Origin of the sequence: Kyrpidia spormannii (assembly GCF_002804065.1) — a bacterium.
GTDB lineage: Bacteria > Bacillota > Bacilli > Kyrpidiales > Kyrpidiaceae > Kyrpidia > Kyrpidia spormannii.
Map to the genome: position 1 here is coordinate 520,525 of NZ_CP024955.1, position 13,972 is coordinate 534,496.

A 13,972-nucleotide genomic window follows, 5' to 3' on the forward strand; every position below is an offset into this window, starting at 1 on the left:
GGGGCGTAACGGGGGGGTTGCCCCGGGCGGTTCCGGTCCCGACAGTGCCATATCGGCCGGTCCCCCTTGGCAGGGCCCTTGGATGCGGTTATCATAATGGCGATACCCGGAGGGGATGAGGTGGGGAAAATGGCCGGGGAAAAAGTGGTGGCACAGAACCGCAAAGCGTACCATGATTTTTTTATAGAAGACACCTTCGAGGCCGGGATTGTGCTCACCGGCACGGAGATCAAGGCGATCCGCCAGGGCCGGGCCAACCTGAAAGACAGCTACGCCCGGGTGGAGAACGGGGAAATATTTTTGCACAACATGCACATCAGCCCGTATGAGCAAGGGAACCGGTTTAACCACGACCCCCGGCGAACCCGGAAACTGCTTCTCCACAAAAGCGAGATTTTGCGGCTCCACGGCCAGAGCCGGGAACGGGGCTATTCGCTTATCCCGCTCCGGCTGTACCTGAAACACGGCCTGTGCAAGGTGGAGATCGGCCTGGCCAAAGGGAAAAAATTGTACGACAAGCGTCAGGACATGGCCAAACGGGACGCGGCCCGGGAGATCGAGCGGGCCTTTCGGGAACGGCAGAAGTGAAGGGGATTGGAAAAGTGTTTGATGTCCACGCCCCTTTTCTTTATGCTCCAGCTGTGATAAAATAAAATACTGCTCCAGCCCTGTGCCGCCCTGTGGTTGGCCTATGACGGGCCGGTGGCATCGGGCAAACCGAGAATCTCAAGGATCTCGGGCACACCGCCCGGCGGGTGAAGGGCGCGGGAGCAGTGAGTGGAGTAATCCCAACCCAACATGGGGGCGTATTGGTTTCGACGGGGACTGTTCGAACATCGGTGGCGGGTCGTGGGGCTGCGACCACGTACCAACGCGGGCGTACAAGAAACGCGAACAAAGAAGAACTCGCTCTGGCTGCTTAATGCCGGACGTTCACCGAGCGGGCGCCCGCACCGCTTGGATGGGCGCCAACCTCGCGGGCTGGTCGAAGGGCCTTTGCCTGTGGGCCTTCGATGAGATAATAGCAGGCTAGCCCGAAAGAGAGCGTGTCGTTTCGCGCTCTGACGGCGAACCTCAGTAAAACGACTACACCCGTAGAAGCCGGTGTAGCGAGGTTCTCGGACAGGGGTTCGACTCCCCTCGCCTCCAAGAAAGTGCGAAGTTGTTCGCGCTTTGTTGGAGACGCGGGGAGTTTTGTTTGCAGTTCCTCCTGATTTTCCGCGACTCGGCTTAAATGCGCCGCGGCCGTCCCGCCCAGTAGGGTTCCCGCAACAGGCGGCGCACCACCTTACCGACCGCGCTCTTGGGGAGATGGTCGACAAACTCGATCGAATGGGGGCGTTTATACCCGGCCAAATATTTTCGGCAATGCTCGATCAGCGCCTCTTCGGTTGCGCTTTGCCCTTCTTTCAGCACCACAAATGCCTTTCCCACTTCGCCCCATTGATCGTGGGGAATGCCCACCACTGCGGCCTCCAACACTGCGGGATGCTTGTACAAAACTTCCTCGACTTCCCGGGGATAGATATTGAACCCGCCGCTGATAATCATGTCGGACTTTCGATCGACCAAATAGACATATCCATCGGTATCGACGTACCCCATATCGCGGGTATGAACCCACCCGTCTTTGATCGTATCCGCGGTCAGTTCCGGTGCCTGGAAATAGCCGATCATTTGCTGTGTCGAGCGGACCGCGATCTCGCCGATTTCGCCCGGGGGCACCGGTTTTCCTTGTTCATCAAGAATTTGCAGCTCGGTGACGGCGGTCGGCCTTCCACAAGAGAGTAGGATGTGTTCGGCCTGCGGGTCGGACAACGCGCGCTTGTGATCGTCGATGTCCAAGACCGTTAAAATCAGCGGGCATTCCGTTTGTCCATAATATTGAATAAATATATGTCCCCATAAGCTGATTGCCTTTTTTAACGTCTCGGACGGCATCGGCGAGGCACCGTAAATGATTTGACGAACCGAAGCAAAGGATACATCGGCCACGTTAGGGTGCGCCAAGAGCATGGTGATCATTGTCGGGACGAGGTTGAGCGTTGTCGGCCTAATGCGTTTGACCGCCTCAAGAAACTGCGCCGGCTTAAATCCGGGCAAAATCGCGTTGGTCGCACCGCGAATCCAGTGCGGTAAAACGAGGGTGCCGGATGCGTGGGTGAGCGGTGCGGCGTGCAGCATGATATCGCCGCGATCGATTCGGATAGCTGTTAAAATATTGGCGGTGATTGCGCTCCACGTGCCCTGGGTGTGCACCGCCGCCTTCAACTGTCCGGTTGTGCCCGACGTGTATTGAATCGTTACAGGGTCGGATTCAGACAGCTTCACGCTCGGTTCATCATCGGTATAACGCACCATTTCTGCTTGTGCCGCCAGCATCCAGTCCGCATTCGCCATACCCTCGATGAGGACCGGCCATCGGAGCGTCGGAACATGTTGCCGCAAGTGATCCGCCTGTTGAGTAAAATCTTCGGAAAAGATCAGCGCCTTCGCTTCGGTTTCCCGCACCATGTGTTCCAGCTCGCGGAGCGACAGCCGGGTATTGAGCGGAACCCGGACCAATCCGGACAGAATCATCGCGAAATCAATCGCCACGCTGTGCGCCGAGTTGGCCAACAAGAATGCCACGCGATCGCCTTTTTGAAGTCCCAGATGAAGCAAGAAATTTGCCAACCGGTTGGCGTAGCGGTACACTTCCGAAAATGTTAGTGACGTATCGCCGAACCTGACGGCATGTTCATTGGCAAAATAGACGGCTCCCCTGCGGATCAATTCGCTCGCGATCATCATTCCCTCGATCCCTCTCTCCATCGCGTTTTCCGATTCAACGTTTTGACGGTGAACTTTGCCGGTTACCAAGGTCGACACGGGCGTTCAGGTCCTGCGGGAATCCTTCCGCTTGCGCTGCCGAAATCGGTCGAGTCCTTCTCGCGTTTCCTCGCTGCGGACGTGCGGCATGCCGAGTTGGGTTTCGATGCGCAGACTTTCCTCAAGGGACAAACCCCAGCCTCGCAGTGCCGCCTGCTTGTCTGTCCGGAGCGAACCTTGCGGATAGGCGGCAATCTGTTCGGCCAGAGCAATCGCCCGGTCCTGCAGTTGATCCGGTTCGGTGATTTCGGTGACAAAACCCCAATCATATGCGGTCCGGGCGTCGATTCTTCGCCCGGTCAGCATGAGGTCCATCGCACGCCCCCAGCCCAGGATGCGCGGCAATCGCTGCGTTCCCCCGTCGACCAGCGGCACATTCCATCGGCGCTCGAGTAACCCAAACTCGGCGTTGGACGATGCGATGCGGATGTCACACCAGGCCGCCATCTCCATACCGCCCGCAAAGCAGTAGCCGTTGATCGCGGCGATGGTCGGTTTGAACACGTCGGTGAGTCGGGTAAAGCCGAGATATCCTCGACCGCTGTACACGAAGTCGGGGTCATATTGATCTTCGGGTCCGAGCGTGTCCACCGCGGCCAAATCCGCGCCCGTGCTGAAAGCGGTGCCCGCCCCGGTGAGAATCGCCACCAACGCTGCCGGATCATCGCGGAACCGCGTCCAGGCCGCATAAAGTCCCTCCGCCGTTTCGCCGTCGATACAATTCAACTTTTCCGGGCGATTGATGGTGATGACCGCCACGGACCCCCGGTGTTCATACGTCACTTTATCCGTCATGGGTCGGCTCCACTCCTTTGATGTTTTCGCTTCGGGTCGTTTCTTCCCGGTTCGTTTCGGCCGACAACTCCCCGTATTTTGTTTCAGCGGCATGAATGGCTTCGACCAGATCGGCCTCCAACAATTTTAGCTCGGCGATGCGATGGCGCACCTCTTCCAGATGTTTGTAGGCATAACGCAACCCTTCTTCGTACTGGCGCTTTTCCGTCGGATCAATGTCGTAGAGTTGGATCAAAACGGCGATTTCCCGCAAGGAAAAGCCGAGCATCTTCCCGCGAAGGATCATTTTAAGCCTGGCCCGGTCGCGACGAGAATAGATGCGGTGGTTGCCGGCGGTGCGGCGGGGCTGAACAAGTCCGAGTTCCTCATAATACCGAATCGTTCTCGGACTGATCTGAAACTCCTGAACGAGGTCGGAAATTTGGTATTCTCGTGGTTCCGACGGCACGCGTGTCCCTCCCCCCTTGCTTTTTGATCGTTTGCCGATTATAGCGCAAATTAACGTTTCCGTAAAGTATATAACGTCAAGATAATATTCAATACTCGTCTGTTTCGTATAATCATTCCGATTATCAGGCCGATGAATGCGCGATTATGATAAAATAAACGCATAAAATACTTTTGATCGGTCAAGTTAAAAAGATGTTGGGTGCATCGGTCGACCGGGTTCGCACACGGGATTGCGAAGATGTGCGGAGCGCAAATCGAAGTCATCGCCGAGAAAGAACCGGGAGGCGCCCACAGCGATCTGGTCCCGGATCTTTTTCCATAGTGAAATCGTTTTCCGCGCGGTTACATGGAGCAGGAGGCGGCCGAACGGTTCGCAAACGGTTTCGGGAGTGGATGAAAGGTGCCGAAGACGCGGGGAAAGGCGAGCAGTTTCACGGTTTGTGGGGAAATGACTCGCGCGATCCCGGCGGATGTAAGCGGCCGACTGGACGAAGGGAGCGCATGTGGTGATGAATAATCTGTATGACTACGCCCATGGTCTGGCGAGAGCACTTCGGGAAAGCGAGTGGTACCGGAAACTGGAAGGAGCGCGGGATCGACTGCAGGCCGATCCCGAAGCCCGGCGGAATCGAGGTTTGCCGTCGTCATGGATGATATTCAGCGGATTCTTGCAGAGGCCGTGAAGCCGGTGTTTGACTTGCCGAGCCCGGAGAATGACGGCGGACGATGATGAACTCGGATGAAGATGGAGTCATCGGCGGCGTCCCCTTTGATAAACCATGTTCCCGATCCCATAAAGGACAAGTGCAGCGGCAACGGCCGGCGGAAGATCCTGTTGCCCTCCCGGCACAGGAAGGCCGGCTTGGAGCCGCGTGTCGACCAATGGGTCCTGCAACATCGCACGCACTCCCAGTAACGCAACAAAACCGGCCGCAACGATTTGCAACAGGGGTATCTGTTGCATGGTTCTGGTGATGATGGGTAGAAACGACAGGAGCAGCAATAAACTTAAACCCGTTCCAATCGCGATGGTCGCTAAGTCTTTGGATATGAGTGCCAATACCATCATGTTGTCGACGCTCAGGGCCAGGTCTGCCAGAACGACGGAAGAAAGAAGTTGCCACAAGGGCGGATCGCTTCCTCCCCGGGTGCCGGGGATATGGGTCATTTTGCACGCGATGCCGAGAACCATGCCGCCCAACGCCAGTTGCAAGCCCGGAACTTGGGGTAACCGGTGCAGTCCGGCGATCAGCCCGGTCCGGACGGCCGTCAGTGTGAACGTCGATATGACGGCAATGGCGACGAGGTGCGGGGAGCGCCGGACAATCCCGGCGACGACGATGATGTTGTCCACGCTCATGACAAGATTGACCATAAACACCTGCACAATGGTACGCATACCGGCCCACCCACGTCTAGTCGAGATTTTTCTGCACGCGGAACGGAATCAATCGTCGGGCTCCCGTTCCCATATGAACTTCGATAAAGGGTATGCGTATGTCAGTCCGATAAAGACCTTTCGTTCCGTGGGTCGTGATAAGATGGCGGTTCGTTCTTAAACGTGGGCGGTGTCGGTAGGGCCGAACCGATGGGCCGGGCGGACAAGCGGTGATGTCGCCTTAGTCGGGTTTCCCGGGAACATGGAAGCGGTTCAAAAAATGGAAAGCCGGTTCAGCAGGTCCCGCAAAGGGTCGATGATGGGTTGCGCCGGCAATTGCTCTCTGTCGGACGCGGTCTCGGCCGCCACCGTCAAAACGGAACGATTGGTGTCGGAAGACTTCGGGTTTTCCGCAGGGACCGACACATCCGGCTGGACGAAGAGATCAAGAAGCGGATGCGCCCTTTTGAAGAGTGTTGATCGTCAAGTAGAATTGACCCCGGTTTGGCACTGAATTTTGACCCCCCTCAGAAAACGGAAGTCATTGCTTGCCATGTCGTGTCGTCACTCAGGGTTCATCGTCGTCGGCCGTTGTCCCAACGGGCCGAGTGTATCGGCCCTGGCCGCTCCGTCAAGGGACGCTTCGCTCGCCCAAGGGCGCCCTTGACCTCGCGGCTGCGGGCCGATGGGGGGCCCTTAGGGGACAACGGCCACGTGTGCGTGTCGCACACGCACGGACAACATGGGGTACCAAGTCCGCCGGGCTGGTGATTAGGCGGAGGCATCGGCCTTGAGCTTGTCCTTCATCCGGTAACTGTGACCCTGAATGTGAAAAATGTGACTGTGATGCACCAGACGATCAATGATGGCGGCAGAAGCAATTGTATCGCCAAACACCTTGTCCCACTCGTCAAAAGGCATGTTGGTCGTCAGGATGATTGATCCCGTCTCATAGCGCTTGCTGACGAGCTGGAAAAAGAGGTTCGCCCGTTGCTTGTCCATGGGCATGTAGCCCAACTCGTCGATGATCAGCAGGTGGTAGCGGCTCAGCGACGCCAGCTTTTGGGGCGTGGAACGATCCGCTAAACTGGCATACAAGAGATCCGCCAGTTCAGAGGCGGTGAAAAACGCGACCCGGAGTCTGGCCGTGCACGCTTTGACCCCAAGGGCAATCGCTAAGTGCGTTTTTCCAACCCCTGGAGGACCTAGGAAAATAACGTTTTCTTTTCGGTGGATAAAGCCGAGTTCTCCCAATTCCCGAATCTCCGCGGCATGGAGCGAAGGTTGAAACGAGAAATCGAACTCCTCCAATGTACAGATCCGCGGGAATCGCGCCAGATGAATCTTCGTGGCAATGGACCGGTTGGTCTTCTGCAACACTTCCGCTTCCACGAGCCGCGTGAGAAAAGCTTGGTAAGTCAGCTTCATTTTCACCGCGTTCTCAATTTCCCGTTCCACCACCTCCCGCATATACGGCAGTTGGAGCGTTTTGAGATGTTGTTTCAGGGTCTCCATCGCATCTTCGGTCACGGGAACTCCCCCTTGTTAATGCAACAGTTGACTGTAGTAGGACAACGGGCGAATGGTGTCGGCGCGCCGAGATAACGCCTGGACCTCGACGTTTCTCGAAGAGGCGGCCGGTTTTGTCGGGTAGTTGGCCAGCAGTTTCAACACGACCTTCTCGTCCGTGGCTCCGTAAGCCAAGGCCTCCTTCAGGGCCATTTCAATAGACTCGTCGCTATAGGTGCTGCGCATGTCCAGGATGCGGGCGGCATGGTACCGAGCGTTGTGGGCATACCGACGGGTGAGCCCTTGGTAGAATGCCGCACCGCTGGGAAACACCTCGCAGAATCGCTGACGAACCGAGACACGCTCCCGGTGAGGCGCCTGGTGTTCGGGCAGCGTGTGGATCGAGCCGGTGTCTCTCGATTTGACGTGCCGACACAAGAAGGTGCCGTCTGGGCCGTACATCTCGACATATGCCCCCCTGGGTTGCGTCACCCACACCTCCCGGCCGAGGTAGGAGGGCGGGACCGAGTATTCCACGTGATCGACGGAGATGTATCCGTCTCTGCTGACGCGGCGCAAGACGCGCACACTGTCGACATACCTGCGCTCGGGGAGGGGCCGTAAAGCCGCCCGGTCCGCCTCAAACCGCTCCAACGGGGTTTGTCCCAACCGGCGGTGCACCCGCTGATTCTCCGATTCGTCAAAGGACTTCCCTTGGGTAATGAGGTCCTCAAAGTCTTTGAACTCCGTCCCTTTGAGGAAATGCTGTTCCAGCATATAGAAGGCCCGTTCCACTTTCCCCTTCGTTTGGGCGCGGTACGGGGCGCATGCATACGGGTCCATCCGGTACAGTCCCATGACCTTGAGAAATTCCGGGTGGTACCGTACAGCTCCATCCGGCCGATGATCCACGACCATTTGACCGGCATTGTCGATCAGCACCCTCTCAGGCACACCGCCAAAGTGGCGAATCCCGCACTCCAGAGCTTCCAGGACCGTCTCCAGCGTTTGATTCAGCGCAAAGTGCGTGTATCGCATTCGACTATAACTGAGAATGTAACGGTACGCGTATACCTTGACCTCCTTGCCTCCTATCTTTACTGAGTACTCCGACCAGTCGAACTGGGCTTGTTCACCTGGAGCCGTCTCCATCCGCTGAACCCGCACTTCGGTGTGCGGCTGTTCTTTCTTCAGCCGCTGCAGACACCGGTGAACCGCAGAAAGTGAACCTTGGTACCCCATCTTCTGCAACTCCGCATAGATTCGTGTTCCGATCAATTGTTTTTCCACGTACATCTGTCGAATGTGCTCCAGGAATGGGTCTGTTGCCCGAGCCGACGGCTTCTTTCGCACATACTTGGGTGGATCGTCTCCCCGCAAGGCACGACGCACAGTGTTGCGCGAAATTCCCAGTTGCCGCGCAATCGCCTTAATACTGACACCGCGGGCATGGAGTGCTCGAATCGCAGTCCAATCCTCGATAGAGATCAACCCTTTCTCCCCCGCTCCCACTCAGATTAGTAGGAGCGTACCAGTCTATCTGGTGGGGGTCAATTTTCACTGACGATCTGGGGTCCATTTTCAGTGTATATCAACAGAAGAGGACCTGGAGCTGCTGGAAACCATCCCCGGTGTCGGTCGACGGACGGCAGAACAAGTTTTGGCGGAGATTGGGACGGATATGGACCAATTCCCGTCGGCCGCTCATTTATGCTCATGGGCAGGACTGGCTCCAGGGAACAACGAAAGTGCGGGGAAACGAAAGTCGGGCAAGACTCGTAAGGGGAACCAAAAACTTAGAGCTGCCCTGGTGGAGGCAGCCCGTACGGCGGCAAGGACAAAGGAAACGTATTTGGCTGCTCACTACCACCGCATTGCCGCTCGACGAGGGAGCAATCGTGCAGCCGTTGCGGTCGCGCACAGCATCTTGACCATCGTGTACCACATGCTACGACGACGTCAGCCTTACAAGGAACTCGGCCCGACGTATTACGACAGCCTTGAAGGCGAAGTTTCTGAATTCCGCCACGAACCCGGCTCAGTTCCATCTGCCTTGTGGATGGGCGGTGGCTCGGGCCCTGGGAAATTCCAACGCGTGCGTGGCTCCTTCTTTTTCGGTAAGAGGCGTCGTTGTCTACACTCCTTAACTTCCTTCCATCTTCGCGGAAACGTGGAGTAATTGAGGGATCGTTACGAACGAATATCCTTGGTTCCGCAAGTAGGAGATGATCCCGGGTAACGCTTCCACCGTGTTATCCAAGCGTTCTCCGCGGCCACCGGCGCAGTGTTCCAGAATGATTCCGCCAGGGGTGATTTCCTTTCGGACATAGTTCATGATCGTGGGGACCGGGGTGCCCGCCCAGTCGCGTGTGTCCACGCTCCAGTCGATGATTTTAAAGCCCATGCCGCCGATCGTCTGGACCAGAGCTGGCGTCAGTTCTCCATAGGGTGGGCGGAAGAGGTCCGGAGTATAGCCAACCAGCGAACGGAGCAAATCGTTCGTGCGTATCAGTTCTGACCGAATCTCAGCGATCGACAGTTTTGTAAAGTTGGGATGGTCCCAAGAGTGGTTGCCCACCGCATGCCCCTCGGCGATAATTCGCCGAACCATCTCGGGATGGGCTTGGGCCCGCTGGCCAACGATAAAGAAGGTGGCGTGAATCCCTTCCCGCCGCAAGATGTCCAGGATGCGGGTGGTATAGGTGACGTCAGGACCGTCGTCGAAGGTCAAAGCGGCTTGTTTTACATTCCTCGGACCGCGATAAAAGACGATTTGCGGAAATTGGTCAGCCACTCGATGGCGGAGTTCCGGGGTGTCGATGCGGCCGGTTTTTTCCCACCCCCCTTGTAGATCGTGCGTGGTGGTCCGAACAGCGTGAGGGGCAGCGGCCCGGGGTGGGTTAGACGGCACTTGCGCTTGTGGTCGCGCGGGTAACGGTTGCGGGGGTGAAGACTCCCGAGGTGCCGGCCAACATCCGGTCACAAGCAGCGACAAAGATAGGGCTGCAGCGGCGCGCCACATAACCATTTCAAGAAACCCCTCCCGCGAGCAATTTTGTACGTTGTTAAGTTTTCCGCTCCCGGTGACGGATATGTGAGGCGGTCAGAATAGAGGTTCCCCGGTCGGGGACTCAAGTCGAGTCAGGCCCGTCTGAATTTCACATGTTTGAACCCGTAGGTGTCAAAGTCGGCTGATCATAGTGACGCAGCACATTCAATAGGCCTTGAGCGCTGAGGGCCGGGGTTCCGGCGTTGATACGGTAAAGGAGGGTGTGATCGGGTGGGTTGATCCCCGGTTTGACGGTGAAAAAGAGTCGAATTCCCAAGGATCGTGCTACATTGAGCACAGTGTCATTGTAAGCCCCATATGGGAACGCCAAAGCTTTGGGATGCGGGCCGAGTTCGCGTTCGAGGCGTTCCTCAGCCAGGGCAAGGTCACTGCGGATACGCGCTTCATACTCTTGTTGAGTCTCTTTCCTACCCTTTCCTGGTAAAAAAATTGCATTGGCGGCAGCCGGCTTTTGGTGTCCTGTTGCATCGACCATCGCTAAATAATGAAGATTGTACGTATGATTGCAAAAGGTCATTCCGTCATGCTGCATCTTCCTCATCTCCAACCAAGTGAGGTGGGGGATGGCCTTGCGGTTCAGGTTTGGAGCATCTGTATCTTTTACAATAATGAAATTTGTAGCTGGATAGTGGTGAGCTCGTAAGATCGGATAAGCGTACTTGTAAAAGCTTTCATAGCCATCGTCGAAAGTGATGACCACGGCATTATCTGGAACCGGAGCGCCACTATCGGCAAAGGCGAGAAGCTTGTTCAGTCCGATGATGTGATAACCTGCCTGCTGAAGCGCGTTCATCTGGGCGGCGAAGCGCTCCGGGGAAATGGTGAATGCACCCTCATGCGGGTCGATGTGATGATACATGAGCACCAGGACGCGGTTGCGATAATGGTATCGGGACTTGCCGAGATAGTCAGACCGACGTATTGGTTCGTTGTCGGTGCTTGCCGCCGATAACGAAGGCGTGGTAGGGGTGATCAACACGTGATGCGGCTCACTCTGATGGAGAAATATAACGGCTACCAGCACGATCAAGGCGAGAAGAACGGCGAACACGAGCCCTGCGACACCATATGGGAGTATATGTTTGTTCATGTCAATTCTCACGCCTCTCAATCGGGAATAAGGTTTTGATTTGTTTTCTCCGAATGTTGTTCCAACTCCATAATTCTATCTTTTATGCGTCTACCATACCACGAATCATCGCGGAAAAGAAATCATGAGGCCAATCCGGATGCTGTGAAAAAAGCGTTCACCGACGGCGGCGAACCGGTTGTACGGGGACTACGTCAATTGGTTGTGGGCATCCAGGTGGCGGAGGGGATTCCGCCGGAGGTGCGGAAATGGAGCTGTCCGCAGTGTGGGACGCGCCATCTCAGGGACGAGAACGCAGCCCTGAACGGGTTGGCGCAAGTGCTTGAAAAGCTAGAGGTGCCCTGCTCGGGCCGTTTGGGAGGGCGGGATAATCAACGGCGATCAAACGGGGCAACCTGATCACACCGGCTTTTTTCGCAGCGTGCGGGCCGTGACAGGGTATAGCGAGGCCGCCCATGGATTCTCTTCCACCCCATTCATTATAGTGGTCCCAGGAAACTGAACAAGCGACAAGGGGCTGTTTAATGTGGCTGTAAGCGATTGGCATTCTCGGTACATTGTGAGCTGGCGACTGGAGCAGACCATGGACATTCAGTTTGTCCTAGCCGCCGCTTGATCGGCTCTCGAACAGGGGAAACCGGAGATCTGGAACAGCGACCAGGGAAGTCATTTCACCAGTCCACAGTACACGAATTTGCTGAAAGAGGCGGGTGTGCAAATCAGCATGGACGGCCGGAACAGGGCTGTGGATAACATCTTCACCGAGCGGTTCTGGCGGACGCTCAAGTACGAAGAGGTGTACACGAAAGAGTACGCCAACCCCAGAGAGGCGAGGGAACCCATCAGAACATTCATTCACTATTACAATCATGAGCGGCCACATCAATCGCTGGGGTACCACACACCTGCCGAGATTTATCTGAAGGGGGTGAGGACCGACCTATACGTCCTCAAGCCTCTACTGAACATATATATTGTGGAAAGGAGAGTGCTTAAAGACAAGGGGAAGCCGCTTCGCTCCTCCCCTCTGGCCTTTGGCCATTCACCCCTCCTGCTCCTCCAACAACGAGGGACCGGGTCGGTGGAGAGGCGAGGATATAGCTTAGCAACGCCGGAAATTTTGTCTTGACAACTGGGACCACCGTAGCGGCGCTTTGGCCGCTGGCCTCGAAGTGGGCAACGCGGTCGGAGCTGCCCCTTGATTTTACACTACACCCTGAACACTTTTACCGACTGGTCCAGCCGCTGGATCGCCTCACCCATGGAAGCAGTGATCTGCCGCAACTGCTCCGATATCGCGCTGGCTTCCTGACTCGACGCCGCCACTTCTTCTGTGGAAGCAACTGATTCTTCCGCTACAGCCGCAAGATCTTCCAGGGCCTCCCCAACCTGCCTCAGGTCGGTCTCTATTCCCGTCGCCGCTTCTCTCATTCCCGTCACCGACCGGTTCGTCTCGGCTGCTTTCTCTGCGATCTGCGGGAAAATATCGGCCGCATGTTCGATTCCACTGATGTAGTCCTGTAAGATGGCGGTTTCCTTCTCTACCTCATCCCTCAGCTTCCCCGCGCGCTCCTGCACATTTTCGACCATACCTCTTACCTGGCTCACAAACAAAGTCGTGTCTTCGGCCAGCCGACGCACTTCGTCCGCCACCACGGCGAACCCGCGTCCGTGCTCGCCAGCCCTGGAGGCCTCAATGGTGGCATTTAGCGCCAGCAGTTTGGTCTGGTCGGCTATCGCAGAGATAGCTCCGAGCACACGGCTAATTTCCTGCGCCACACTGTCGACATCGGCTGCCACCGCCCGCATCTGCCGGTTCGCTTCGGCCACCTGCCTGTTAGCCCGGGCAATTGTCTCCACTGTTTCGGACCCGCTCGCCGCCGCCATGGCACTATCTTCCGCAGCCGTGGCTATTAAGGCGACCGTAGCTTTCAGGGATTCCATCCGACCTCTCACGCGCTCGGCGGCGCCCGCCGCTTCCTGTATATTCTTTGCCTGGTTGTTGTTCCCTTTCGCAACTTGGGAAACGGCCTCTGCCACTTCTTTGGAGACGCTACCAAGCTGGTCGGCTATGGTTTCCACTTGTCGGCCTAGCACAGAGGTATTCTCTTGCACTTTCTTTACTTCTGTTGCGAGGGAGCCAAGTTTTGCGATAAAGACATTGAACCAGTAGGCTAACCTTCCGCTCTCATCCATGGAACCGATCGGCAGTCGGACCGTCAGATCAGCTTCTCCAGCGGCAGCGGCCCCAAGGCTTCGGTCGAGACCGCCTAGGGATTTGGCGAATCCTCGTATACCGACGAAGACGAACAACGCCGATAGGACCACGCCTACAGCACCCCCGCTGGCGAGGAACAGAATATATCTCGGAACTTCCGCCAGGTACATGCCCGCCGCAACCGCCCGCGACACGGCTACAGAGCCGACAATTGCGACCATCGCCAGCAGTTGCGCCGAAATCCCCGTGCCTAACCGCAGCCACAGGGGAAACAGTTTCTCTGGAGACGCTGGCACGGCTTTCGCAGAAAACTCGTGTTCAAAGATGAAAACCACCAGCACGTACAGGACCATCGTGATGGAAATGGTGACACCGATGCCTATGGTTTCAAGCACCCAGAAATTGAGAGGAGTAGCCCATGCTTGTCCAGCAACAGCCAACACCCCCCCCACGGGAGCATAAAAAGCCATCCACAAGAGGTAATACAGCGGGAAACGGTACAGAAGTCGATGCGCTTCCGTACTGTCGGCAGCTTCGAGTCGTCGCCACATGTAGTCAACCCACAAGCAGGAGCCCCCTACCATGAAGACG

Annotated in this window: 13 protein-coding genes, 1 other RNA gene and 1 pseudogene; 6 read left to right on the forward strand and 9 right to left on the reverse strand. The window is 56.6% G+C overall.

The genetic code is table 11. From position 1 onward, the window contains the following. Nucleotides 1-129 precede the first annotated feature (129 nt). Both smpB and ssrA read left to right on the forward strand, forming a co-directional pair. Nucleotides 130-588: an SsrA-binding protein SmpB gene (gene smpB, locus CVV65_RS02645; RefSeq protein ID WP_100669121.1), complete on the forward strand. Its 459-nt coding sequence runs from the start codon at nucleotides 130-132 to the stop codon at nucleotides 586-588. Between the two features lie 212 nt (nucleotides 589-800). Next, nucleotides 801-1,150: a transfer-messenger RNA gene (gene ssrA, locus CVV65_RS02650) on the forward strand. An 80-nt stretch (nucleotides 1,151-1,230) separates the two neighbouring features. On the opposite strand, the gene CVV65_RS02655 is transcribed toward ssrA, so the two are convergent. The 3 genes from CVV65_RS02655 to CVV65_RS02665 all read right to left on the reverse strand — a co-directional run bounded on the left by CVV65_RS02655 (nucleotide 1,231) and on the right by CVV65_RS02665 (nucleotide 4,114). Continuing rightward, nucleotides 1,231-2,793 carry a class I adenylate-forming enzyme family protein gene (locus CVV65_RS02655; protein WP_100669122.1) on the reverse strand — a complete coding sequence of 521 codons (1,563 nt, stop codon included), beginning with the start codon at nucleotides 2,791-2,793 and terminating at the stop codon, nucleotides 1,231-1,233. An 84-nt stretch (nucleotides 2,794-2,877) separates the two neighbouring features. Further along, entirely contained in the window at nucleotides 2,878-3,666 is a 789-nt protein-coding gene (locus tag CVV65_RS02660) for an enoyl-CoA hydratase/isomerase family protein (RefSeq protein ID WP_013076094.1), read from the reverse strand. Next, complete coding sequence (locus CVV65_RS02665; RefSeq protein ID WP_013076093.1) at nucleotides 3,656-4,114, reverse strand: MerR family transcriptional regulator; 459 nt, start codon at nucleotides 4,112-4,114, stop codon at nucleotides 3,656-3,658. Before CVV65_RS02665 ends, CVV65_RS02660 begins: the two co-directional genes overlap by 11 nt. Nucleotides 4,115-4,625: 511 nt before the next feature. Between CVV65_RS02665 and CVV65_RS16675 the strand changes: the two genes are divergently transcribed. Then, nucleotides 4,626-4,799 carry a YlbF family regulator gene (locus tag CVV65_RS16675; RefSeq protein WP_157935347.1) on the forward strand — a complete coding sequence of 58 codons (174 nt, stop codon included), beginning with the start codon at nucleotides 4,626-4,628 and terminating at the stop codon, nucleotides 4,797-4,799. Between the two features lie 68 nt (nucleotides 4,800-4,867). Here CVV65_RS16675 and CVV65_RS02680 read toward each other — a convergent pair whose 3' ends face one another. The 3 genes from CVV65_RS02680 to istA form a co-directional block, all read right to left on the reverse strand. Then, nucleotides 4,868-5,515 (reverse strand): TerC family protein, encoded by a 648-nt coding sequence (locus tag CVV65_RS02680; RefSeq protein ID WP_100666830.1) that lies wholly within the window; start codon nucleotides 5,513-5,515, stop codon nucleotides 4,868-4,870. A 750-nt stretch (nucleotides 5,516-6,265) separates the two neighbouring features. After that, complete coding sequence (gene istB / locus CVV65_RS02685; RefSeq protein ID WP_100666831.1) at nucleotides 6,266-7,024, reverse strand: IS21-like element helper ATPase IstB; 759 nt, start codon at nucleotides 7,022-7,024, stop codon at nucleotides 6,266-6,268. A gap of 15 nt (nucleotides 7,025-7,039) precedes the next feature. Next, nucleotides 7,040-8,494 carry an IS21 family transposase gene (gene istA, locus CVV65_RS02690; RefSeq protein WP_157935348.1) on the reverse strand — a complete coding sequence of 485 codons (1,455 nt, stop codon included), beginning with the start codon at nucleotides 8,492-8,494 and terminating at the stop codon, nucleotides 7,040-7,042. A 106-nt stretch (nucleotides 8,495-8,600) separates the two neighbouring features. Here istA and CVV65_RS02695 point away from each other — a divergent pair. After that, nucleotides 8,601-8,999: pseudogene (locus CVV65_RS02695) on the forward strand (transposase); the annotation flags it as partial. A gap of 147 nt (nucleotides 9,000-9,146) precedes the next feature. Here the strand turns inward: CVV65_RS02695 and CVV65_RS02700 are convergent. Both CVV65_RS02700 and CVV65_RS02705 read right to left on the reverse strand, forming a co-directional pair. Beyond that, complete coding sequence (locus tag CVV65_RS02700) at nucleotides 9,147-10,031, reverse strand: polysaccharide deacetylase family protein (RefSeq protein WP_232796690.1); 885 nt, start codon at nucleotides 10,029-10,031, stop codon at nucleotides 9,147-9,149. Between the two features lie 130 nt (nucleotides 10,032-10,161). Further along, entirely contained in the window at nucleotides 10,162-11,163 is a 1,002-nt protein-coding gene (locus CVV65_RS02705; RefSeq protein ID WP_100666833.1) for a polysaccharide deacetylase family protein, read from the reverse strand. Nucleotides 11,164-11,247: 84 nt separating this feature from the next. Here CVV65_RS02705 and CVV65_RS17510 point away from each other — a divergent pair, with 84 nt between their 5' ends. Both CVV65_RS17510 and CVV65_RS02715 read left to right on the forward strand, forming a co-directional pair. Then, nucleotides 11,248-11,562, forward strand: a complete 315-nt coding sequence (locus tag CVV65_RS17510; RefSeq protein ID WP_456237321.1) for a zinc ribbon domain-containing protein — start codon at nucleotides 11,248-11,250, stop codon at nucleotides 11,560-11,562. Between the two features lie 313 nt (nucleotides 11,563-11,875). Beyond that, complete coding sequence (locus CVV65_RS02715) at nucleotides 11,876-12,292, forward strand: integrase core domain-containing protein (RefSeq protein ID WP_157935349.1); 417 nt, start codon at nucleotides 11,876-11,878, stop codon at nucleotides 12,290-12,292. A gap of 80 nt (nucleotides 12,293-12,372) precedes the next feature. On the opposite strand, the gene CVV65_RS02720 is transcribed toward CVV65_RS02715, so the two are convergent. After that, nucleotides 12,373-13,947 (reverse strand): methyl-accepting chemotaxis protein, encoded by a 1,575-nt coding sequence (locus CVV65_RS02720; protein ID WP_157935350.1) that lies wholly within the window; start codon nucleotides 13,945-13,947, stop codon nucleotides 12,373-12,375. Nucleotides 13,948-13,972 lie beyond the last annotated feature (25 nt).

Bases quoted from the DNA above. Each gene is read 5' to 3' on its own strand.
- CVV65_RS02660 (WP_013076094.1), bottom strand. From the start codon at position 3,666: ATGACGGATAAAGTGACGTATGAACACCGGGGGTCCGTGGCGGTCATC.
- CVV65_RS02655 (WP_100669122.1), bottom strand. From the start codon at position 2,793: ATGATGATCGCGAGCGAATTGATCCGCAGGGGAGCCGTCTATTTTGCC.
- smpB (WP_100669121.1), top strand. From the start codon at position 130: ATGGCCGGGGAAAAAGTGGTGGCACAGAACCGCAAAGCGTACCATGAT.
- CVV65_RS02680 (WP_100666830.1), bottom strand. From the start codon at position 5,515: ATGCGTACCATTGTGCAGGTGTTTATGGTCAATCTTGTCATGAGCGTG.
- CVV65_RS17510 (WP_456237321.1), top strand. From the start codon at position 11,248: ATGCGTCTACCATACCACGAATCATCGCGGAAAAGAAATCATGAGGCC.
- CVV65_RS02700 (WP_232796690.1), bottom strand. From the start codon at position 10,031: ATGGTTATGTGGCGCGCCGCTGCAGCCCTATCTTTGTCGCTGCTTGTG.
- CVV65_RS02705 (WP_100666833.1), bottom strand. From the start codon at position 11,163: ATGAACAAACATATACTCCCATATGGTGTCGCAGGGCTCGTGTTCGCC.
- CVV65_RS16675 (WP_157935347.1), top strand. From the start codon at position 4,626: ATGAATAATCTGTATGACTACGCCCATGGTCTGGCGAGAGCACTTCGG.